Origin of the sequence: Miniphocaeibacter halophilus, assembly GCF_016458825.1 — a bacterium.
Taxonomy (GTDB): domain Bacteria; phylum Bacillota; class Clostridia; order Tissierellales; family Peptoniphilaceae; genus Miniphocaeibacter; species Miniphocaeibacter halophilus.
Genome location: NZ_CP066744.1, coordinates 1,667,121 through 1,688,592 on the forward strand (window position 1 = coordinate 1,667,121; position 21,472 = coordinate 1,688,592).

22 protein-coding genes and 1 pseudogene are annotated in these 21,472 nt (G+C 29.5%); 19 read left to right on the top strand and 4 right to left on the bottom strand.

Annotated elements, in window-relative coordinates; translation table 11 throughout:
- The first annotated feature begins 67 nt into the window (after window positions 1–67).
- Window positions 68–2,782 (top strand): magnesium-translocating P-type ATPase, encoded by a 2,715-nt coding sequence (gene mgtA, locus JFY71_RS08170; RefSeq protein WP_243660319.1) that lies wholly within the window; start codon window positions 68–70, stop codon window positions 2,780–2,782.
- A gap of 24 nt (window positions 2,783–2,806) precedes the next feature.
- On the opposite strand, the gene JFY71_RS08175 is transcribed toward mgtA, so the two are convergent.
- Together JFY71_RS08175 and JFY71_RS08180 are read right to left on the bottom strand one after the other, a co-directional pair.
- On the bottom strand, window positions 2,807–3,211 hold the full coding sequence (locus tag JFY71_RS08175) for a hypothetical protein (RefSeq protein WP_243660320.1): 405 nt from the start codon (window positions 3,209–3,211) through the stop codon (window positions 2,807–2,809).
- Between the two features lie 83 nt (window positions 3,212–3,294).
- Window positions 3,295–4,446 (bottom strand): glycosyltransferase, encoded by a 1,152-nt coding sequence (locus JFY71_RS08180; RefSeq protein WP_243660321.1) that lies wholly within the window; start codon window positions 4,444–4,446, stop codon window positions 3,295–3,297.
- Window positions 4,447–4,730: 284 nt separating this feature from the next.
- On the opposite strand from JFY71_RS08180, the gene rplM reads away from it, so the two are divergent.
- From rplM to JFY71_RS08210, 6 genes are all read left to right on the top strand, one after another.
- The gene (rplM, locus tag JFY71_RS08185; protein ID WP_243660322.1) at window positions 4,731–5,159 is read left to right on the top strand and encodes a 50S ribosomal protein L13; all 429 of its coding nucleotides are present in this window, start codon (window positions 4,731–4,733) and stop codon (window positions 5,157–5,159) included.
- 19 nt (window positions 5,160–5,178) lie between these two features.
- Window positions 5,179–5,571: a 30S ribosomal protein S9 gene (gene rpsI, locus JFY71_RS08190; RefSeq protein ID WP_243660323.1), complete on the top strand. Its 393-nt coding sequence runs from the start codon at window positions 5,179–5,181 to the stop codon at window positions 5,569–5,571.
- A 280-nt stretch (window positions 5,572–5,851) separates the two neighbouring features.
- Window positions 5,852–6,541: a DUF5714 domain-containing protein gene (locus JFY71_RS08195; protein WP_243660324.1), complete on the top strand. Its 690-nt coding sequence runs from the start codon at window positions 5,852–5,854 to the stop codon at window positions 6,539–6,541.
- A gap of 79 nt (window positions 6,542–6,620) precedes the next feature.
- Window positions 6,621–8,270, top strand: a complete 1,650-nt coding sequence (locus JFY71_RS08200; protein WP_243660325.1) for a PTS transporter subunit IIBC — start codon at window positions 6,621–6,623, stop codon at window positions 8,268–8,270.
- 1 nt (window position 8,271) lies between these two features.
- A complete protein-coding gene (locus tag JFY71_RS08205; RefSeq protein ID WP_243660326.1) occupies window positions 8,272–9,081 on the top strand; it encodes an endonuclease/exonuclease/phosphatase family protein in 810 nt (269 codons plus the stop codon).
- A gap of 141 nt (window positions 9,082–9,222) precedes the next feature.
- Entirely contained in the window at window positions 9,223–9,384 is a 162-nt protein-coding gene (locus tag JFY71_RS08210) for a TetR/AcrR family transcriptional regulator (RefSeq protein WP_243660327.1), read from the top strand.
- Between the two features lie 4 nt (window positions 9,385–9,388).
- Here JFY71_RS08210 and JFY71_RS12120 read toward each other — a convergent pair.
- Together JFY71_RS12120 and JFY71_RS08225 are read right to left on the bottom strand one after the other, a co-directional pair.
- Window positions 9,389–9,970, bottom strand: a pseudogene (locus tag JFY71_RS12120) (EamA family transporter).
- 2 nt (window positions 9,971–9,972) lie between these two features.
- Window positions 9,973–10,266 (bottom strand): EamA family transporter, encoded by a 294-nt coding sequence (locus JFY71_RS08225; RefSeq protein WP_243660329.1) that lies wholly within the window; start codon window positions 10,264–10,266, stop codon window positions 9,973–9,975.
- 378 nt (window positions 10,267–10,644) lie between these two features.
- On the opposite strand from JFY71_RS08225, the gene JFY71_RS08230 reads away from it, so the two are divergent.
- From JFY71_RS08230 to JFY71_RS08280, 12 genes are all read left to right on the top strand, one after another.
- On the top strand, window positions 10,645–11,676 hold the full coding sequence (locus JFY71_RS08230) for a siderophore ABC transporter substrate-binding protein (protein ID WP_243660330.1): 1,032 nt from the start codon (window positions 10,645–10,647) through the stop codon (window positions 11,674–11,676).
- A 1-nt stretch (window position 11,677) separates the two neighbouring features.
- The gene (locus tag JFY71_RS08235; RefSeq protein ID WP_243660331.1) at window positions 11,678–12,697 is read left to right on the top strand and encodes an ABC transporter permease; all 1,020 of its coding nucleotides are present in this window, start codon (window positions 11,678–11,680) and stop codon (window positions 12,695–12,697) included.
- A complete protein-coding gene (locus tag JFY71_RS08240; RefSeq protein WP_243660332.1) occupies window positions 12,694–13,758 on the top strand; it encodes an iron chelate uptake ABC transporter family permease subunit in 1,065 nt (354 codons plus the stop codon). Before JFY71_RS08235 ends, JFY71_RS08240 begins: the two co-directional genes overlap by 4 nt.
- Window positions 13,755–14,507, top strand: coding sequence for an iron ABC transporter ATP-binding protein (locus JFY71_RS08245; RefSeq protein ID WP_243660333.1), 753 nt, complete (start codon window positions 13,755–13,757; stop codon window positions 14,505–14,507). Before JFY71_RS08240 ends, JFY71_RS08245 begins: the two co-directional genes overlap by 4 nt.
- Window positions 14,508–14,927: 420 nt before the next feature.
- Window positions 14,928–15,695, top strand: coding sequence for a DeoR/GlpR family DNA-binding transcription regulator (locus JFY71_RS08250; RefSeq protein WP_243660334.1), 768 nt, complete (start codon window positions 14,928–14,930; stop codon window positions 15,693–15,695).
- Window positions 15,696–15,705: 10 nt separating this feature from the next.
- Complete coding sequence (locus tag JFY71_RS08255; RefSeq protein ID WP_243660335.1) at window positions 15,706–17,001, top strand: four-carbon acid sugar kinase family protein; 1,296 nt, start codon at window positions 15,706–15,708, stop codon at window positions 16,999–17,001.
- A 13-nt stretch (window positions 17,002–17,014) separates the two neighbouring features.
- Window positions 17,015–18,004: a 4-hydroxythreonine-4-phosphate dehydrogenase PdxA gene (pdxA, locus tag JFY71_RS08260; protein WP_243660336.1), complete on the top strand. Its 990-nt coding sequence runs from the start codon at window positions 17,015–17,017 to the stop codon at window positions 18,002–18,004.
- 12 nt (window positions 18,005–18,016) lie between these two features.
- Window positions 18,017–19,375 carry a GntP family permease gene (locus JFY71_RS08265; RefSeq protein ID WP_243660337.1) on the top strand — a complete coding sequence of 453 codons (1,359 nt, stop codon included), beginning with the start codon at window positions 18,017–18,019 and terminating at the stop codon, window positions 19,373–19,375.
- Between the two features lie 103 nt (window positions 19,376–19,478).
- Window positions 19,479–20,438 (top strand): NAD(P)H-dependent glycerol-3-phosphate dehydrogenase, encoded by a 960-nt coding sequence (locus tag JFY71_RS08270; protein WP_243660338.1) that lies wholly within the window; start codon window positions 19,479–19,481, stop codon window positions 20,436–20,438.
- A gap of 18 nt (window positions 20,439–20,456) precedes the next feature.
- The gene (locus JFY71_RS12045) at window positions 20,457–20,591 is read left to right on the top strand and encodes a hypothetical protein (RefSeq protein WP_263457723.1); all 135 of its coding nucleotides are present in this window, start codon (window positions 20,457–20,459) and stop codon (window positions 20,589–20,591) included.
- On the top strand, window positions 20,573–20,884 hold the full coding sequence (locus JFY71_RS08275; protein ID WP_243660339.1) for a hypothetical protein: 312 nt from the start codon (window positions 20,573–20,575) through the stop codon (window positions 20,882–20,884). The genes JFY71_RS12045 and JFY71_RS08275 overlap by 19 nt, the downstream gene beginning before the upstream one ends.
- 43 nt (window positions 20,885–20,927) lie before the next feature.
- On the top strand, window positions 20,928–21,467 hold the full coding sequence (locus JFY71_RS08280) for a LemA family protein (protein WP_243660340.1): 540 nt from the start codon (window positions 20,928–20,930) through the stop codon (window positions 21,465–21,467).
- Window positions 21,468–21,472 lie beyond the last annotated feature (5 nt).

A 21,472-nucleotide genomic window follows, 5' to 3' on the forward strand; every position in this document is an offset into this window, starting at 1 on the left:
ATGATATTACTTTTTTTTACTATATAATAATTAGGTGGAAAAAATAAAATGAATGGAGGTGTTTAAAATGTTTTTAAACAAAAAGAAAAAAATAATAATGGAAAGTAAAAAGGATATTGAAAAGTTACTACATGATGCTGCAATGGAAGACCATAATTCACTTATGGAAAAAATAGGAACAACAAATTATGGATTAAGTGAAGAACAAATTATTGAAAACAGAGAAAAATTTGGAAATAATAAGGTTACCGAACATAAGAAAGATTCAGTTTTCAAAAAATTATGGGATTCTTTTATTAATCCTTTTAGTGGGATTTTAATTTTCTTGGCAATAATTTCAATTTATACCGATATTATTCTACCTGATCCGGAAGATAAAAATGCGATTTCTGTAATAATTATTACAGCAATGGTATTTATTAGTGGAATGATTCGATTTGTTCAAGAAATTCGCTCAGGAAATGCAGCTGACAGCTTATTGAATTTAATAAAAACCAAATGTACAGTTATTAGAGAAAACGAACAACGAGAAATCTTATTGGAAGATTTAGTCGTTGGAGATATTGTACGTTTATCTGCAGGAGATATGATTCCTGCTGACATAAGACTAATACAAACTAAAGATTTATTTATTAGCCAGTCATCTTTAACTGGTGAAAATGAACCGGTAGAAAAAACCTATAAGAAAGCTGAAACTGAAGATTCTTTAACTAATTATAAAAGCTTAGCTTTTTTAGGAAGCAATGTTATTAGTGGTTCAGCCTTTGGTTTAGTTGTAGCAACAGGGGATAATACACTTTTTGGTATGATGGCTAAGGATATACAAAAAGAACCTGTTGTAACTACCTTTGAAAAAGGTGTTAACCAAGTTTCTTGGGTGTTAATACGTTTTATGTTAATAATGGTACCTATTGTTTTTGTAATTAATGGTATAACAAAAGGACATTGGATTCATGCCTTTACATTTGCAATTTCCATAGGAGTTGGACTAACTCCGGAAATGTTACCTATGATTGTAACAACTTGTCTTGCAAAAGGTGCTGTTGCAATGTCAAAGGAAAAAACAATAGTCAAGAATTTAAATTCAATACAAAATTTTGGCTCTATAGATATTCTATGTACCGATAAAACCGGAACTATAACTCAAGACAAAGTAATACTTGAATATCATTTAGATGTAGATGGCAATGATAATAGTAGGGTTTTAAGACATGCCTATTTAAATAGTCATTTTCAAACAGGTTTAAAAAACCTGATGGATATAGCTATTATTGAGTCAACAAATGAAGAAAAGGTAGATGATCCGTCTTTAAGAGGGTTAGATGAATTTTACAAGAAAATAGATGAAGTACCTTTTGACTTCAATAGAAGAAGAATGAGTGTAGTAGTTGAGGACAAAAACGGCAAGACTCAAATGATTACTAAAGGTGCAGTTGAGGAAATGCTTTCAATTTGTTCCTTTGTTGAGTTTGAAGGCAGTGTAATAGAATTAACTGACAATATTAAGGAAAAAGTTCTGAATAAAGTAACAGAATTAAATGATGACGGTATGAGAGTTATAGCCATAGCTCAAAAAACCAATCCTTCACCAGTTGGAGAATTTTCTGTAAAGGATGAAAAGGATATGGTTTTAATTGGTTACCTTGCCTTCCTAGATCCACCAAAGGAGTCTACAATAGATGCAATAGTAGCTTTAGCAGAATATGGGGTAAGGGTAAAGGTATTAACTGGCGATAATGAACATGTTACAAGATCAATTTGTAAAATGGTAGGCTTAGAAGTAAATAATCTTTTAACCGGTTCAGATATAGAAAATATGTCAGAGGAAGAATTAAAAAAGGTTGTTGAAACCACCACTGTTTTTGCTAAAGTATCTCCTTCTCAAAAGGCTCATATTGTAGAACTCTTAAGAGAAAATGGACATTCTGTAGGTTTTATGGGAGATGGAATAAACGATGCAGCAGCTATGAAGGCGGCAGATGTAGGAATATCTGTTGACACTGCTGTAGATATTGCAAAAGAATCAGCTGATGTTATTTTACTTGAAAAAGATTTAATGGTATTGGAAAAAGGTATTATAGAAGGCAGAAAAACTTATGCTAATATGATTAAATATATAAAAATGACAGCGAGTTCAAACTTTGGTAATGTATTTTCTGTTTTAATTGCAAGTGCCTTTATACCATATAATCCTATGACAAGTATTCAGTTAATATTTTTAAATTTAATATACGATATTTCCTGTACGGCTATACCATGGGATAATGTAGATAAGGAATTCATTAAAGAACCTAAAAAATGGGATGCTTCCGGAATAGTAAGTTTTATGTTGTGGCTAGGACCAACTAGTTCTATTTTTGATATAGCAACCTATTTAATTTCATATTTTTTAATTTGCCCTATATTTGTTCCAGGTGCAGAAGGAAGACTATTTAATGCAATACCTCAATCAGAGGAATTAGTTAGAGATACTTATATGATGATGGCACAATCAATTTGGTTTGTTGAGTCCATGTGGACACAATCCCTGGTAATCCATATGATTAGAACACCAAAAATACCATTTATACAAAGTCATGCATCCTTTGCAGTTACATCCTTATCTTTATCAGGAATAGTAATTGCAACTATGATTCCATTTACGCCATTTGGAGGATTAATAGATCTTTATCCATTTCCTTTAAAATATTTTTATATATTAGCAGTAACAGTAGTTTTATATATGATATTAACTACTGTGGTCAAGGATATATATATAAAAAGGTATGGAAAATTACTGTAAACAAAAAAGCTAGTTTATTTAAAACTAGCTTTTTTTAATCATATCATGACCACATTTTTTACAATGTACTTTAATTTTTCCCTTTCCCTTAGGAACTCTTAAAGTTGTTTTACAATTTTCACATTTAAAAAATTTATATTCTTTTCTTTGTTTAAAAATCATTTTCAATTTACTAAATCTACCGGTAAATTTATTTTTAAGTCTTAGAAAGTCTTGGTTTTCAATACTTCTTTTAGCAATATTTTTTGAAAAAACTATATAGTTAGAATAAACAATTAATAAAAAACCAAACCAAAAGAGAATTTGTCTTACAATATTATCAAAAAAGAAACTTGCTATAATAGCAATTAATGACAATACGGACAAAAATCTTGAAAAAGCATTTGGACCATTTCTACCAGACATGAATTTATACATTTTTTCTTTCATTTAAATCCCTTCCTAACATTAGAATGTTATAATATATTATATAATATTTACCTAAAACTAATCTTAAAATAACAATAATTATTCTATTTAATATATTTTTCATATATTTCTAAAATTTTATTTGCAAAAGTAGTAGAAGAAAAATTTTCGTTTACACTAATTACTGCATTTTCAACAAAATTTTTATATAGTCCATTATTATTTAAAATAAGCTTTAGCTTTTCACTAAATTCATCAAAACTATTGTATCTAAATCCATTATAGTTATTTATTACTGTTTGTTCCAAACATTCATCATCCCTGCAAAGAATTGGTGTTCCATTGGCAAGGGATTCGATATAAGTTAAGCCCTGAGTTTCACTAGTAGAGGCAGAAACAAACAAGTCAGCCATTTGGTAATAAATATTTAACTCATCATTAGGTATTAAACCTGTAAAAGTTATTTTATTATTTAAATTATAATCTTTAATTAAATTTGCTAAAGTATTTTTATAAGGTCCATCTCCAACAATAAGAAGATGTATATTTTTGAATTTCATTTTAGTTAAATAGTTTATTAACTCTTCAATATTTTTTTCCTTACCAATTCTTCCTACAGAAATTAGGATTTTAGATTTTAAAGGTAGGTTTAATTCTTCTTTTAGAAGCTCTAATTCCTCTTTAGGATACTTAATACTGAATTTATCCATGGATAAACCGGTAGGAACAATATAGATATTTTCATCTATTCCATATTTTTTTAAAACTTTATATGTTTTTAAAGTAGGAACTACCATACAAGTAGATTTATGATAAATTCTTTTAGTAAATTTTTTCGCCAAATATTTTCCTATTCTTTCACTAGGTGAAAAATAATGGGTATATTCTTCGTAAAGGGTATGATAGGTGTGTATAATTGGAATATCCAACTTGTTTGCAATTTTTCTTGCTATGGAAAAAGTTGTAAATTCACTTTGAGTATGAATAATATCAGGTTTCCATGTAAGAATTGAATCTATTAAAGGATTCGTATAAGATAAAGAAAACCTTGCATCTGGATAAATTTTTGAAATATCATAAGAACCTAAATATACTACATTACTATCATAATCTATATAGGAATGACGATTAGAAGAAAGGGTTAAGATTTTTACATCATGTCCCATTGAGATAAGCTCTCTTCTAAGATTTTTAATTGAAGTTATTACTCCGTTTACAATAACAGAGTAAGCATCGGTGGCTAATAAAATTTTCATAATTACCTCTAATTGTATAACTACACTAACTAATATTATAGCATATTTGTATTTAAGCATAATTAAAACTTTATAAAATTATCTCCTATAGTTGACAAATAGGCAAAGTTAGGATATACTTATTCGGTGTTAAAAATGACTTCTCCAGTCCTTTTTAACAATATTCACAAAAATCGCCAGTGGCCAGGGGTGCGATTCATAAATGCTTGGTGGGAGAACAATCGCTTTTTAGCAGCGATGTCTAAATAGCTAAAAATATTGTAAAAAGGAAAGGAAAGGAAAAAATGAAAAGCTATGTTGCTAAAACAGGAGATATCCAAAGAAAATGGTATGTAGTTGACGCTACAGACAAAGTACTTGGAAGACTTGCAAGTGAAATTGCAGCTGTTTTAAGAGGAAAAAACAAGCCTATATTTACACCAAATATAGACACAGGAGATTACGTAATAGTAATCAATGCTGACAAAGTTAGAGTTACAGGAAATAAGGAAGGTCAAAAATTATATAGACATCATACTGGTTTTCCAGGTGGTCTAAAATCTATTTCTTATGAAGAGTTAATGGCAAAAAAACCGGAAAAGGCAATTGAAATTGCTGTAAAGGGTATGCTTCCACATAATAAATTAGGTAGAGCTATGTATAAAAAATTAAAAGTTTATGCTGGTCCAGACCATAATCATGAAGCACAACAACCAGAAGTTCTAGACATATAAGAAATAGGAGGGATATAAAATGGCTAACGTACAATATTTAGGAACTGGAAGAAGAAAGACATCAGTTGCTAGAGTTAGATTAGTTCCAGGAAATGGACAATTTATTATAAACAAAAGACCAATTGATGAATATTTTGATTTTGATACATTAAGAGTAATTGCAAGAGAACCATTAGTTTTAACAGAAAACTTAGGTGGATATGATGTTTTCGTAAATGTTAAAGGTGGAGGATATACAGGACAAGCAGGAGCTATTCGTCATGGAATAGCAAGAGCATTATTAGAAGTAGATCCAGAATTAAGACCAACATTAAAAAGAGCAGGTTTCTTAACAAGAGACCCTAGAAAAGTTGAACGTAAAAAATACGGTTTGAAAAAAGCTCGTAAAAGTCCACAATTCTCAAAAAGATAATATTATCTATAAGCTTCAGTTTTATACTGGAGCTTTTTTTATGTTTAAAAACATATTTATACATGATAATTCTTTTTTTCATAATAAAGAATTAGTTAATTTAAGTAAAAAATCAAAAAAATTGACAAATATGTAACTAAGATCATATTATTTATTAATAATAGTGTATATAATTATTATAGGGATATTTATAATATTAGGATGAATAAATTTAAGAAGTAAAATATTTTCTTATTATAATAAAATAATAGATTAAAAAATCATCATAAAGGAGGGCTGAATGACAAAAGCTGAAGAATGTTTAATTTGCAAAGAGCCTTTAGTGTATTTTAATGAAGGAACTACTATGAAATGCTATATTTGTGGAAAAGAAGAATTAAGTACTACAAAATGTAAAAACAATCACTTTGTATGTAATGAATGTCATGGTACAGGTGTTCCTTTAATAAAGGAAATATGTGCAAATTCAAATAGCAAAAATCCAATAGAAATTACTGAAGAAATTATGAACAAATCATTTATTCATATGCATGGACCGGAACATCATATTTTAGTTGGTTCAGCATTATTAACGGCATATAAAAACTCAGGTGGAGATATTGACTTAAAAAATTCCCTTGAAGAAATGGAAAGAAGGGGAAAGCAAGTTCCAGGTGGTACTTGTGGTTTTTGGGGAGCTTGTGGTGCATCTATATCTTTAGGTATATTTATTAGTATTATTACAGGAGCAACTCCACTAACAAATAATCCATGGAAATTATCCAATCTAGCTACATCAAAGGCCTTGGCAAAAGTAAGTGAAATAGGTGGACCAAGGTGTTGTAAAAGAAATTCCTTTATTGCTATTGAAACAGCTATAGATTTTGTAGAGGAAAACATGGGAATAAAAATGGAAAAAGAAAGTATTAAATGTAAGTTTAAGGAGAAAAACAATCAGTGCATAAAAAACAGATGCCCTTATTTTAATTAAAATAATAATTGTATTATAAAAATCTGATTAATAAAGCAATATTGCTTTTTTAATAAATTATTTTAAAAAGGAGAAGGAAATGAAGAAGTTTTTATCATTTGAATTTTGGCAAAAATTCGGGAAATCATTAATGGTTGTAATTGCAGTTATGCCTGCAGCAGGATTAATGATTAGTATTGGGAAATTAATTGCAATGATTAGTCCAGACCTAAATTTTTTGGTTACTACCGGTGGCGTAGTTGAAAATATTGGTTGGGCAATTATAGGAAATTTGCACTTGCTATTTGCTATTGCAATTGGAGGTTCCTGGGCAAAAGAAAGAGCAGGAGGTGCTTTCGCTTCAGCTATAGCATTTATTTTAATCAATAGGATTACCGGAGCAGTATTTGGAGTAACTTCTGAAATGTTAGTAACAGAAGGTGCTGTGACCAATACTTTATTTGGTCAAGAAATACTTGTAAATGGATATTTTACCAGTGTTTTAGAAGCGCCGGCACTTAATATGGGAGTTTTTGTAGGTATTATAGCCGGTTTTTTAGGTGCTAATATCTATAATAAATATTATAATTTTAGAAAACTACCGGAAGCCTTGTCTTTTTTTAATGGAAAAAGATTTGTGCCTTTTGTTGTAATCCTGTGGTCAGTAATTATATCATTATTACTTTCTGTTGTATGGCCATTTATACAAACAGGAATAAACACTTTTGGAGTTTGGTTAGCTGAATCTAGTGATAAAGCACCAATACTAGCACCATTTGTATTTGGTATGGCAGAAAGATTACTATTACCATTTGGTTTACATCATATGCTAACAATACCTATTAACTATACTGCCTTAGGAGGAACCTATACTATTTTAACAGGGGCTGGAGCAGGAACAGCAGTTTTTGGTCAAGACCCTTTATGGTTAGCCTGGGCAAGTGATTTAGTAAATTTAAAATCAGCAGGAAACATGACTGAATATACTAATTTATTAAACTCAATAACACCAGCTAGATTTAAGGTTGGTCAAATGATAGGTTCCATGGGAATTCTTATGGGAATAGCCTTAGCTATGTACAAAAACACAGACTTAGAAAAACGAAAAAAATATAAGTCAATGTTTTTCTCAGCAGGAATAGCTGTATTTTTAACAGGTGTAACAGAGCCGTTGGAATTTATGTTTATGTTTGCATCTCCAATATTATATGGAATATATGCTTTAATTCAAGGACTTGCCTTTGGATTAGCCGATATAATTAATTTAAGGCTTCATTCTTTTGGTTCCATAGAATTACTTACAAGGGTACCTATAAGTGTAAAGGCAGGATTAACCGGCGATTTAATTAATTATGTTATAGCTTGTATTGTTTTCTTTGTAGGAACTTATTTTCTTGCAAGCTTCTTAATAAGAAAGTTAAAAATAGCAACTCCTGGAAGATTAGGAAATTATGATGAAAATGATAACTCTGAAAACAAAGAGGTAGATACTAAAGCAAAGGGTGATGCTAATTCACAGGTAGTAGCCATAGTAGAACTACTAGGAGGAGCAGACAACATTATAGATGTTGATGCTTGTATGACAAGACTAAGAGTTTCAATTAAAGATGATAGTTTAGTAGGAAATGAGGAAGAATGGAAGAAACAGGGAGCTATGGGTCTAATAAAAAAAGATTCAGGAGTTCAAGCTGTTTATGGTCCTAAAGCAGATATTTTAAAATCTGATATTAATGATTATTTAAATAGATAATATGAAAATTTTAACATTAAACACCCATAGTTGGTTAGAAAAAAATCAAAAAGAAAAATTTAATATATTCATAGATAATATTCTTGAAGAAAAATATGATATTATTTTTCTTCAAGAGATTAATCAAAGTATTTCTGCAAAGGAAATAGAAAGAAAAGATGAAGAAATTGTTGAATTAGCTACAGTTAAGGAAGATAATTTCGGTTTGTTATTAAAAGATGAATTGGAAAGAAAAGGATTAAATTATTATTATACTTGGGATAGTACCCATATTGGATATGATATTTATGATGAGGGGATTGCAATCTTATCCTTAAATCCAATTTTGGAAGTTAAAAGTAAAATTATTTCAAGTTCTCTAGAATATAAAAGTCCAAAAACCAGAAAAGCAACCGGAATAAAAATTAAATATAAGGATAAAAATATTTGGGCATTTACCCTACATTTTTCTTGGTGGAAAGATGGTAGTTTTCAATATGAATGGGAAAAATTAAGAGAAATTATAAAGGAAATAGATGCGGATTTATTTATATTAGCAGGGGATTTTAATAATAATGCTAATATAAGAAATGAAGGCTACGATTTAATATTAAAAAGTGGTTTTTATGATTCCTTTAATTTAGCTAAGGAAAAAATAGGAGAATACACAGTTGAATCTGAAATTGATGGCTGGGCGTGTGACACCAGTAATAAAAGAATAGACTTTATATTTTTATCAGAAGAAGTAGTTGTAAAAAAATATGAGGTCGTTTTTAAAAATAAATTACAAATATCCGATCATTTTGGGGTAAAAGTCGAATTAGAAATTTAAATATTATTGTAAAGTATAGACTGGCTATAGAATAAAATCTATGGCCAGTTTTTTTATAGAATTATTTAGACATTAAGTTGACAAAAAATAACACATATTAACAGCGTTAAGTAAAATAACGATGTTAAGTAGAGGTGCCATATGGTTGGGAAAAAACGTAGGGAAAATGAGAAAGAGAAGATGCGTAAGCTTATATTAAATGCTAGTGTAAAAATAATCTTAGAAGAAGGTTACGATAAACTTTCTATGAGAAAAATAGCTGATAGAATCGAATATTCTGCAACGACAATTTATCTTAAGTAAATATTTAAATCAAGAAAAAATTAATAAGATATTTATTAAATTGTGGTATTAACATCATTGTGCTTGTTACTACTAAAATAAGTCCTATAAAAGCTTTTAAACTTAATTTTTCTTTTAAAACAAAATAGGAAAATATAATTGTTACAACAATACTTAATTTATCTAGTGGAACAACAACGGAAGCTTGTCCGTCTTTTAATGCCCTGTAATAACAAAGTCAAGAGAGTCCCATTGCAATGCCTGAGAGTATTAAAAAGATCCAAGATTTTCTTGCTATATTCTTTAAATTTATATTGGCTTTTCTAATATAGACTACAAACCAAGCTGAAATAAATACAAATATTGTTCTAATTGCCGTAGCCAAATTGGAATCTATATTTTCTACTCCCTTTTTTCCTAGTATTGCTGTTAAACTAGCAAAAACCGCTGAAAGTAAAGCGTATATAAACCATAAATTTCTTCCATTTTCCTTTGTTTCTACTTTTTGTTTTCCAATCATCATAAAGGTGCCTATAAACATAGTAATCATTGCTAGTAGAGAAATATAATTATATTTTTCTCCTAGGAAAATAAAGGATAGTATCATTGTTAAAATAGTACTGCTTTTATCAATTGGGCTACTTTATTTACATCTCCTAGTTTTATTGCTTTAAAATAAAAAATCCAAGAAACCCCTGTACTAAAACCGGATAATATAAGAAATAATAAAGTTTGAAAAGAAATCTTATAAATATTTTCTATTACTCCCGTTATTAAAACCAAAAGCCACGAAGCAATTAGGACAACCGTAGTTCTAATTGCCGTAGCCAAATTTGAGTCAATATCCTTAACTCCAAGTTTTGATAAAATAGCCTTTACTCCCGCAAAAAAATGCAGAAGCAAAGGCGAAACCAATCCACATATTACAACCTCCAATAATTGATTTCACAATAATACAAAAGCATATGAGGATAAATAAAATATAAAAAGACAATAATAAATTTATAAAAAACATAAATTACTAACTATTATTTGAAAATACTTATCAATTAACTTGAAAAAGATTAAATTGAAATATATAATTATAAACATTGTTGATATTGATTATCAATTATATTTTAAATTTAATTACAGGATTTTATTTTTTTAATAAAAAATAGGAAGGAGGATTAATTGGAAATTAAGTTTTATATATTTTGTAATTGTTGTAACAATTAAATAGTTGAATTTGTATTAAAGGTTTAATTATTTATTAAATAAATATTAAGGAGAAAAATATATATGGGAAATAGAAAAATTTTTAAATTATCTGTTTTAATGATAGCTTTAATGGTTATTGTCACAGGATGTGCAACATCAAATAAAGATGCAAGCAAGGATGAAGTTTATGAAAACACTACTGAAGTAGTTGAAAACAAAAATACTTCTACAGTTGAAATAGAGGATATTCATGGGAGCGTTAAAGTACCTGTAAATCCGAAGAATGTTGTTTCTTTAGATAATAGAACTTTTGAAACTTTATCAGATTGGAACATAGAATTGGTTGCGGTGCCAAAAGATGTGATGCCAAAGGAATTATCATATGCTAAAGATGAAAAGGTACAAAATATTGGGGACCATAAGGAACCAAATCTTGAGATTATTGCAGCTGTTAATCCTGAACTGGTAATAGTAGGACAAAGATTTAGCAGTTATTATGAAGAAATAAAAGCTTTAGTTCCGGATGCAGTTGTTATTGATCTTAGTTTTGATGTTTCCGGTGAAAATGGAGAGACAGGAGAAAGTTTAGTAAAGGGACTTAAGAATGCTACGATTTCTTTAGGAAAAATTTTTGACAAAAGTAAAGATGCAGAAAAATTAGTAGCTGATTTCGATAAGTCCATAGAAGATGCTAAAAATGCCTATAATGGTACAGATACGATTATGAGTGTTGTAGTTTCAGGTGGAGAAATTGGTTTTTCAGCTCCTATTTCAGGACGGGTTTGGGGTCCTATGTATGAGTTATTTGGATGGAAATCTGCTTTAGAAGTTGAAGGTTCTACTTCAGACCATAAGGGAGACGATATTTCAGTTGAAGCTATAGCAGAAAGTAATCCTGATTGGATTTTTGTTCTTGACCGTGATGCAGCAACTTCATCGTCAGAAGATGCAGTTCCGGCTCAAGATGTAATAGATAATTCACCGGCCCTTAAAAATACAAGAGCTATTTCTGAAGGAAGAATCTTATATGCGCCAAAAGATACTTACACAAATGAATCAATACAAACTTATATAGAATTATTTGAAAATATGTCAAATTCTTTAAAGAAGTAATATGAAGGAGTACAAAAAAAGAATGAAAATGATAACCGGGGCTGATAGAATTCGGCCTCTAAATAATAATAAAAATAAATTATGGACGAAATCTTTTATATTGGCCATAATTCTTGTTTTTATATTAGGTCTAGTATCTTTATTTACAGGTGTTTATGATTTACAAGGGCAGGAGGATGGAATGGATATGTTTTTTATAACAAGAGTTCCTAGAACTGCTGCATTGATGTTAACAGGTGCTGCAATGTCAATTTCCGGCCTTGTCACTCAGCTTATTACACAGAATAGACTTGTAGAGCCTACTACGACAGGAACAATAGAGTGGGCAGGTTTAGGTCTAATCTTCGTTTATTTGATTTTTCCTGCACCGTCTTTAGTGTTAAGAATGACAGGTGCAATTATTTTTTCTTTTATTGGAACCATGATCTTCTTTTTATTTTTAAGAAAAGTTAAGCTTCGTTCATCTTTAATTGTACCTATTATAGGTATGATGTTAGGAGCTGTAATATCTGCAATTTCTACTTTTATTGGACTGGTTTTTCAAATGACACAGAATATTGAAACCTGGTTTGTCGGCTCCTTTGCTCCTGTACAAATTGGAAGATACGAATATTTGTGGTTTATTGTTATTGCTACGATTTTAATTTTCTTTTATGCTGACAGATTAACCTTAGCAGGTCTAGGTGAAGATGTAGCAACTAGCCTTGGAGCTAATTATAATAAAATTGTAATACTTGGTACCGGCATAATTTCTTTAATAGTTGGAATTGTTGCGGCAGTAATAGGAAATTTACCATTTTTAGGTTTGATTGTACCCAATATTGTCTCCATGTACAGAGGAGATGACCTTAGAAGTAATCTGCCATGGGTTTGTGTCTTAGGTATGGGAATTATTACACTTTGCGATATTATTTCACGAACGATTATAATGCCTTTTGAAGTTCCTGTATCATTAATACTTGGAACTGTAGGAGCTATTGTTTTCATTGTTATGTTACTAAAACAAGGGAGGGTAAAATGAGCGAATCAACATATAAAAAAGAAAAAAGTGTAAAACTGAACTATAATTCTAATAATGAAAATAGAACAGCTAAGGCTTTTCCCTCTAAAAAAGACGAAAGAAGATATTGGTTTTTATTAATAACATTACTAATATTGGGAGTAGTATTTTCTTATGGACTTTTAGTTTATAATAACCCGGTTCCTGTAAATTCACCATCATTTATACCGGTAGTTAAAAGGAGGGTAGTTGCTCTTGCTGCTATGCTTATTGCAGCTATAAGTCAAAGTCTTTCTACTGTTGCCTTCCAATCCAGTACAAATAATAAGATTATTACACCATCATTGCTGGGCTTTGAAGCACTTTATTCAACAATACACACAGCTACTATGTTTTTTGGTGGTTTAACTATTTTTGTAAACTCTAAAGGTGTAGGATCTTTCTTGTTTCAAGTAGTTGTTATGGTTGTAATGTGTTTAATTCTTTATGGATGGTTACTTTCGGGAAAATATGGAAACTTACAACTTATGCTTTTAATAGGAGTTATTATTGGGACAGGATTAAAATCCGTTTCATCTTTTATGCGTAGACTTCTAGCACCATCGGAATTTGATGTTTTGCAAGCAAGGTTATTTGGTTCTGTTAATAATGCAGATGCAGAGTATTTTCCAATAGCAATTCCAATAGTTTTAATTGTTGCTGTTCTTTTATTTGCCTACTCTAAAAAATTAAATGTTTTGTCCCTAGGTAAAGATGCCAGTACTACTTTAGGAGTTAATCATAAAGCCGGAGTTATTTACACTCTTGTATTAGTTTCAATATTAATGTCAATTTCAACGGCATTAGTAGGGCCTTTAACCTTTTATGGTTTTTTAGTTGCAACATTAACCTACCAAGTGGCGCCGACTTATGATCATAGGTATATTTTTCCAATGGCTCTTGTTATAGGATTTTTAATTATAACAGGTGCATACTTTTTTATGTACCATATATTTAATGCTCAAGGAGTAGTTTCTATTATTATAGAGATGTTTGGTGGAATTACTTTTTTAATTGTATTACTAAGAAAGGGAACTTTATGATAAAAATCAATAATGCAAAAAAGAATTATAATAGTGAAGTTAATATAGGTCCATTAAATATTAAAATACCAAAAGCGGGAATAACTTCTTTAATTGGACCGAATGGTGCCGGAAAGTCCACTACACTTTTAATGATTGGTAGATTATTAAATATTGACCAAGGGCAAATAGAAGTAGCAAATATGGATGTTTCTAAGGTTAAATCGGAAGATTTGGCAAAAGTTTTAACTATTTTACGTCAAGAGAATCATTTTGTAACAAGACTTACTGTTAGGCAACTAGTTGGGTTTGGACGTTTCCCCTATTCAAAAGGAAGATTAAGAGAAGAAGACGAGGTTATTATTTCTAAATATATAGATTTTTTACATTTAAGGGACTTAGAAGACAGATATTTAGATGAGCTTTCAGGAGGGCAAAGACAAAGGGCTTATGTTGCTATGGTTTTATGTCAAGAAACTGAATATGTTCTTCTAGACGAACCTTTAAATAATCTTGATGTAGCTCGTTCTGTTCAAATGATGGAACATTTAAGATATGCAGCTAATGAATTTGGAAGAACAATATTAACGGTTATGCATGATATAAATTTTGCTAGCAAGTATTCCGATAGGATTTGTGCCATGAAAAATGGTAAAATAGTAGCTTTTGGAACAATAGATGAGGTAATGAAACCGAAACTTTTAACAGAGGTATTTGAAACTAAAATAGAAACAATAGAAGGACCTTATGGACCAATTGCAATATATTAAAAGTAGATTGTTTTGTTAAAACCGTATAGATTTAATTATATGAAAAAGTTGAGAGAGTATTCTTTCAACTTTTTTTGTTCTTTAATTATTTTTTAAAAAATAGACTAATATTATAAAATATTTTAAAAAGAAATTTTATTAATATTATTTAATAAAACTGTATAAAGGTTTTTGTTAAAATGTTTTAAATATAATTTTAAATATAATTTATTATAAAAAGTGAATATTCGAACAAAAATTCAAACAATTGATGTTTGCCAAACTTTTTAAATATATAAAGAAAAATAACATATAAGATAATATGAATAATTATTCGTTATAACTTATAGTAAGTGTGTATTATTGGATTTAAAATGAATAAAAGACCATTGACATTTATAAAAATTATTTATACAATTTGTTTATAAAGGTGATCATCTTATGAAAACAAACAAAAGAATTAATGAAGTTAAAAAATATTTAGATAACAATGGCTTTACAACTGTTACTAAATTAGCAGAAGTTTTTTCAGTTAGTGCTATGACTATTAGGAGAGATTTAAATTCCTTAGAGGAATTAAATTTAGTAAAAAGAGAAAAAGGAGGGGCTTATCCTAAAAATCCTGCTTATATTGAAACTAAATATGAGAGAAAAAAGATTGAAAATGTAAGGGCGAAAAGAAGAATAGCTATTGAAGGGAACAAAATTATTGAAGATGGGGATATAATTTTTTTAGATGCTGGTACAACAACATTTATGTTAATGGAAAGTATTTTGGAAAAGGAATATAAAAATTTAACTGTTGTAACAAATGATATAAGCATTGCTTTTTATATGATGAATAGAGAAGATATAGACATGATTTTTATTGGAGGAAACGTTTCTAAAGCAACCTACAGTACACAGGGCTATATTGCAAAAAACAATATAGAAATGCTACATTTTGACAAATGTTTTTTAGGAATATCATATATAGATAGTAACTACAAATTATATACTCCGACTCTGGGGAAGGTTGAATATAAAAAATTGGTTTTACAAAATTCAAATGAAAAAATTCTTCTTGCAGATAGCTCTAAATTCAATAAAAATAGTCTATATTTTATAGCAGATATGAAGGAATTCAATGTATTAATAACTGAAAAAGAAATAGATTATGAAAATAATAAATATTTTTTAGAAAATAATATTAAGGTAATAAAAGCATAAAGGAGTTACTATGCCCGAATATGTAATGATAGCAGATGATTTAACAGGAGCTAATGCGAATTGTTCGCTTATGAAAAAAATAGGCATTAGTAGTGCAAGCGTTTTATCGGTAGATAATTATAAGGAAAATGAAGATATTCAAGCAATAGCAATTTCTACTGATTCAAGAGCTATGTTTGAAAAGGAAGCATATAGTATTGTAAAAAAAGCCATGGCCAAGTTTAAAAATAAAGATATAGTTTTTTTTAGTAAAAGAATAGACTCAACTTTAAGAGGAAATATTGGGATAGAAACCATAGCTATGTTAGATTCTTTAGATGACGAATATATGGCTGTATGTGTTCCTATATATCCATCAACAAATAGGGTTGTTTTAAATGGAACTATGGTAGTAAACGGCTCTTTATTAATAAATACCGATGCTGGCAAAGATACTAAGACGCCGGTTGATTCTTCTAAAGTAGAAGAACTTTTTAAAAAACAGTTTAATCGAAAGATTGATAGTATTTATTTAGAAGATATTGAAAAAGGCTCTGAATATTTAGAAAAACTTATTTTAGAAAAATATAAAAATAATACAAAATTATTATTATTTGATGGATTTACAGATAAACATCTAGAAATAATTGCTAAGGCAGTTATTTCTAGCAAAATTAAATTTATTTCCGTTGATCCGGGACCTTTTACTTGTAAATTAGCAGAGAGGTATTTAGAAGAGGAAGAAATATTCAGTAAAGTTTTAATGGTTGTAGGTTCAGTAACAGATATTACTATAGAACAAGTAAAGGAATTAATATTTAGTTATCCAATTAATATTTTAAAAATAGATCCTTTAAAATTAATAGGAATTGACACCTATAAATCTGAAATAAGCAGGGCTGTAAAAGAAGGGGAGAAGTTCTTAAAAGAGGAGGATTTTTTACTTATTACAACTACGCCTTATAATCCCAATGACAAAAGGTTGGATTTAAATGAAATATCGAAAGAAACCAATATGCCTATAGATGATATTTCAATTATGATCTCCCATGGGCTAGGTGAAATAGCAGCAAAATTATTAGTTAAAGATTTTTCTTTTGCAGGAGTGTTTTCAAGTGGTGGAGATGTAACAGTTGAATTAATAAAGGAACTTAATTCAAATATGATTGAAATAAAAGAAGAGATTATTCCATTGGCTGCTTATGGTAGATTAATTGGTGGTAAAATTCCGGGTTTAAGAATTATAAGTAAGGGCGGAATGGTTGGAGATAAAAATGCAATGAAACTATGTTTAGAAAAATTAAAAAATACTTTAGGAGAAGAATAAGGAGGAATAAAATATGAAACCAATTATAGGAATACCTTTAGGTGATCCGGCAGGAATAGGACCTGAAATAACAATAAAAACATTTAATGATGATGAAACTATTAATAATTGTAATTTAATTCTAGTAGGTGATAAATACGTAGTAGAGAAGGCAATAGAAGTTACCGGAATTAATATGAATATTAATATAATAGAAAAAGTTTCTGAAGCGAAGTTCGAAAAAGGCACTATTGATTTAATAGATTTAGGTTTAATAAAAGAAGATTTTGAATTTGGTAAAGTAAACTCTACTTGTGGTAATGCTTCTTACCAATATATTAAGGTAGTTGGGGAATTAGCAATGGCAAAAGAAGTCGATGCCATAGCCACAACTCCTATTAATAAAGAATCCTTAAGAGCTGCTAACATACCATATATAGGTCATACAGAAATGCTAGAGGATATTTCCGGAGTTCATGATCCTTTAACTATGTTTGAAGTTGAAAACTTAAGGGTGTTTTTCTTATCGAGACATCTTTCTTTAAGAGATGCAATTGATGTTGTTAAATACGATAGAGTACTGGATTATATTAGAAGATGTACAGAGGCCTTAAATAAACTTGGTGTTAAAGGAAAAATGGCAGTAGCTGGATTAAACCCACATTCAGGAGAACACGGACTTTTTGGAATGGAGGAAGTTGAAGAAATAACACCGGCAATAGAGCAAGCACAAAAGGAAGGTTATGATGTTGTAGGACCTGTAGGAGCTGATTCTGTATTCCATCAAGCATTACAAGGACAATATGCATGTGTTTTAAGTCTTTACCATGATCAAGGACATATTGCAACAAAAACATATAATTTTGAAAAAACAATATCTATTACTAATTCTATGCCATTTTTAAGAACTAGTGTAGACCATGGAACAGCATATGATATAGCAGGAAAAAACATAGCTTCAGCTGTAAGTATGATTGAAGCGGTAAAACTTGCTGCAAAATATGCTCCATATTTTAATAGCTAGGAGGAATAAATAATGGAAAGAATGGTTGCAGCATTAATTATAGGAATTATATTATTGGTGTTTTTAATATTAAAGACAAAGATTCATACATTTTTAGCCTTAATATTAGCTTCAATATTTATAGGTATAGTTGGAGGCATGCCTCAAAATGATGTTTTGACGGCAATAACAAATGGGTTTGGAAGTACCTTAGGTAGCATTGGTATAATTATTGGTTTTGGAGTAATGATGGGTCAAATTTTTGAAACCAGTGGTGCAGCTACAAGAATGGCCTATACCTTCATCAAGTTATTTGGAAAGGATAGGGAAGAAGCAGCCCTATCTGTAACAGGATTTTTAGTTTCAATACCTATTTTCTGCGATTCCGGTTTTGTTATTCTTTCACCATTGGCGAAAGCTTTGTCAAAACAAACTAAAAAATCTGTAATTTCATTAGGAATAGCACTTGCTTCAGGACTTGTTATAACTCACAGTTTAGTACCACCTACTCCGGGACCGGTTGGAGCGGCAGGTATATTTGGAGCAAATGTAGGAAGTGTTATATTATGGGGGATAGTTGTTGCAATACCAATGATGATAGCATCATTAATATATGCTAGATATATGGGAAAACAAATTTACCAATTACCGGGAGATGGTGCTCAAGAGTGGATAAGACCTGAAAATAGGGAAGAATTGGAAAAGAAACCTATAGAATATTCAGAAGAAGGTCTTCCAGGTGTATTTACTTCTTTTGCTCCAATTATTGTACCAATAATATTAATACTTTTAAATACTGTATCAACAGCAATGAAAGTTAAAGGTACATTGGGAAGTGTTTTAGTGTTTTTTGGAACTCCAATTGTAGCAGTAGGTATTGGACTGGTTATAGCAATACTAACTTTAACTAAAGGCCTAGACAGAAACTTTGTTATTAGTGACATGGAAAAAGGTATACAATCCGCTGGCATTATTATATTGGTAACAGGTGGTGGAGGTGCTTTAGGACAAGTTTTAAGAGACAGTGGTGTTGGTGAATATATAGCAGGCTATATAGCAAATTCTCCAATTCCTCCAATATTTCTACCATTTTTAATAGCTACTTTAATGAGATTTATTCAAGGTAGTGGAACAGTTGCAATGTTAACGGCAGCATCAATAACAGCTCCAATTATGGTGTCCTTAAATGTTGATCCGGTTTTTGCTACATTATCTGCCTGTATAGGATCCTTATTCTTTAGTCATTTTAACGATAGTTTTTTCTGGGTTGTAAATAGATCCCTAGGAATTATAGATGCAAAAGAACAAATAAAAATTTGGTCCATAACATCAACAATAGCTTGGGCTGTAGGTTTTATAATGTTATTAATTATAAATTTAATATTCGGTTAAAAAGAGAAGGAATCAATTTAATTGGTTCCTTTTTTTGTTATAATATACTTATATATAAAATAATGAACTATAGTTGACCAAGTTCATTAAACAAGGAGGAACAATGAAAATAACTGTAATAGGTTGTGGAAGATGGGGATCTTTCATAGCTTGGTATTTAAATAAAATAGGAAATGATGTAACTCTATATGGTAGGGAAAGTTCAAAAAAATTCCAACAGTTTAAAAATACTAGGACAAATGGAATGATAGAATTGCCTGAAAGTATAAAACTTTCAAGTGATTTAGCTGTAACCCAAAAATCGGAAATCATTGTTATATCTGTTGGAGCTCAGGTTTTTAGAAATGTACTTGAAGAACTGAAAGAATATAACTTAAAGGATAAAATATTTGTCCTTTGTATGAAAGGAATAGAAATTGAGTCAACTGAAAGGTTAAGTGAAATTGCTGAAGCCAATGTAGATTATTCTAACAGAATTGCCGTTTGGTTAGGACCTGGTCATGTACAGGAATTTTACAGAGGTGTGCCAAATTGTATGGTAATAGATTCTAAAAACGAAGCTTGTAAAAAGTTTTTAGTTGAAAAGTTTACCAGCCCTTTAATTAGATTTTATTATGGAAATGATTTATTGGGAAATGAAATAGGTGCTGCGGCTAAAAATGTAATTGGTATTGCTGCTGGAGCTTTAGATGGATTAGGTTTAACATCATTAAAAGGTGCTTTAATGAGCAGAGGTACTAGAGAGGTTTCTCGTTTAATTGAAAAAATGGGTGGTAATCCCTTTTCCGCATATGGACTTTGTCATTTAGGCGATTATGAAGCTACGGTTTTCTCGCAATTTTCCAACAATAGAAAATTTGGAGAGAGCTTAGTAAAAGGGGAAAAATTTGATAAATTAGCAGAAGGTTATTATACATCTAAGGCTATGATGAAGCTAAAAGAGGAATATAAGGTTGATTTACCAATAACAGAAGCTGTTTATAATGTATGTTTTAATAAGAGGGATGCTAAGGAAGAAATTGAAAATCTATTTTTAAGAAGTATAAAAAATGAATTTGCTTAAATTATTTAGAGGTTAGAAATGGAACTGGAAAATAAGTTAAGGGTAAAGAAAAACTATCATGGTATATGTGAAGAATTTCCCTACAAGGAAAATATTGAAGACCTATATGTAATTTTTAGGGAAGATTATATTCAGTGTATAAAAATTATTTAAGAAACTTGTCTAAATTTTACAATAAGGGGGATTTTACAAAAAAATATATTGATAATTTAGTACTATACTCAACAATATATGGAGTAAGTCCAACTTTAATAAAAGAAATAAGAAAAATAGATTCATCATATTTTTATAGTTTATCATTAGATTTTAAAATATTAATTTGGGTAAGGGAGTTTTCTACAGGTTTAATCAATCTATATGATGGTTATTCAATTAAAGATAATATTTTTATGAAAGAAGTTGTAAAATGGGTACCTAAATATCGTCAAGATACAAGACATAGATAAAAAGAGTATAAAAAATACTACAATAAATATTAAAGGAGAAATTATGATAATAGCTATTATAATAGTAGTTGCCTTATTGGTTATTTTTATAATAAGTTCATATAATAATTTTATAAAGCAAAGAGAAATGGTGAAAAATTCTAAGGGACAAGTAGCTACTCAAATAGAGTCAAGGTGGGATGCTATAACAAATTTAATTGAAGCAACAAAGTCATATCAAAAACATGAAGATGTACTATTAAGAGATATTACTATGAGTAGGTCTAATGTCGATAGGAATTCAAATATTGAAGATTTAGAGAAAAATGATGAATTATTTAAACAGGCAGTAGATAGGCTTAATTTTGTTGTTGAAAATTATCCTGATTTGAAAGCATCAGAAGTATATCAAAATACAATGACTCAAGTTGATAAATATGAAAACAATGTAAGACACTCACGAATGATTTATAATGATACAGTTACTAAATTCAATACAAATATTCAAACCTTTCCAAATAATTTAATAGCAGGAATTTTTAATTTTAAAGAAGAAGAATATTTCCAAAATGTTGAAGAAAAATATAATACGCCATCATGGTAAATATT

Coding starts and splice junctions, on each gene's coding strand:
- rplM (WP_243660322.1), top strand. CDS start 4,731: ATGAAAAGCTATGTTGCTAAAACAGGAGATATCCAAAGAAAATGGTAT.
- JFY71_RS08240 (WP_243660332.1), top strand. CDS start 12,694: ATGAGCGAATCAACATATAAAAAAGAAAAAAGTGTAAAACTGAACTAT.
- JFY71_RS08280 (WP_243660340.1), top strand. CDS start 20,928: ATGATAATAGCTATTATAATAGTAGTTGCCTTATTGGTTATTTTTATA.
- JFY71_RS08250 (WP_243660334.1), top strand. CDS start 14,928: ATGAAAACAAACAAAAGAATTAATGAAGTTAAAAAATATTTAGATAAC.
- JFY71_RS08235 (WP_243660331.1), top strand. CDS start 11,678: ATGAAGGAGTACAAAAAAAGAATGAAAATGATAACCGGGGCTGATAGA.
- JFY71_RS12045 (WP_263457723.1), top strand. CDS start 20,457: ATGGAACTGGAAAATAAGTTAAGGGTAAAGAAAAACTATCATGGTATA.
- JFY71_RS08175 (WP_243660320.1), bottom strand. CDS start 3,211: ATGAAAGAAAAAATGTATAAATTCATGTCTGGTAGAAATGGTCCAAAT.
- JFY71_RS08210 (WP_243660327.1), top strand. CDS start 9,223: ATGGTTGGGAAAAAACGTAGGGAAAATGAGAAAGAGAAGATGCGTAAG.
- JFY71_RS08205 (WP_243660326.1), top strand. CDS start 8,272: ATGAAAATTTTAACATTAAACACCCATAGTTGGTTAGAAAAAAATCAA.
- JFY71_RS08255 (WP_243660335.1), top strand. CDS start 15,706: ATGCCCGAATATGTAATGATAGCAGATGATTTAACAGGAGCTAATGCG.
- mgtA (WP_243660319.1), top strand. CDS start 68: ATGTTTTTAAACAAAAAGAAAAAAATAATAATGGAAAGTAAAAAGGAT.
- JFY71_RS08200 (WP_243660325.1), top strand. CDS start 6,621: ATGAAGAAGTTTTTATCATTTGAATTTTGGCAAAAATTCGGGAAATCA.
- JFY71_RS08230 (WP_243660330.1), top strand. CDS start 10,645: ATGGGAAATAGAAAAATTTTTAAATTATCTGTTTTAATGATAGCTTTA.
- JFY71_RS08245 (WP_243660333.1), top strand. CDS start 13,755: ATGATAAAAATCAATAATGCAAAAAAGAATTATAATAGTGAAGTTAAT.
- pdxA (WP_243660336.1), top strand. CDS start 17,015: ATGAAACCAATTATAGGAATACCTTTAGGTGATCCGGCAGGAATAGGA.
- JFY71_RS08265 (WP_243660337.1), top strand. CDS start 18,017: ATGGAAAGAATGGTTGCAGCATTAATTATAGGAATTATATTATTGGTG.
- JFY71_RS08270 (WP_243660338.1), top strand. CDS start 19,479: ATGAAAATAACTGTAATAGGTTGTGGAAGATGGGGATCTTTCATAGCT.
- JFY71_RS08180 (WP_243660321.1), bottom strand. CDS start 4,446: ATGAAAATTTTATTAGCCACCGATGCTTACTCTGTTATTGTAAACGGA.
- rpsI (WP_243660323.1), top strand. CDS start 5,179: ATGGCTAACGTACAATATTTAGGAACTGGAAGAAGAAAGACATCAGTT.
- JFY71_RS08195 (WP_243660324.1), top strand. CDS start 5,852: ATGACAAAAGCTGAAGAATGTTTAATTTGCAAAGAGCCTTTAGTGTAT.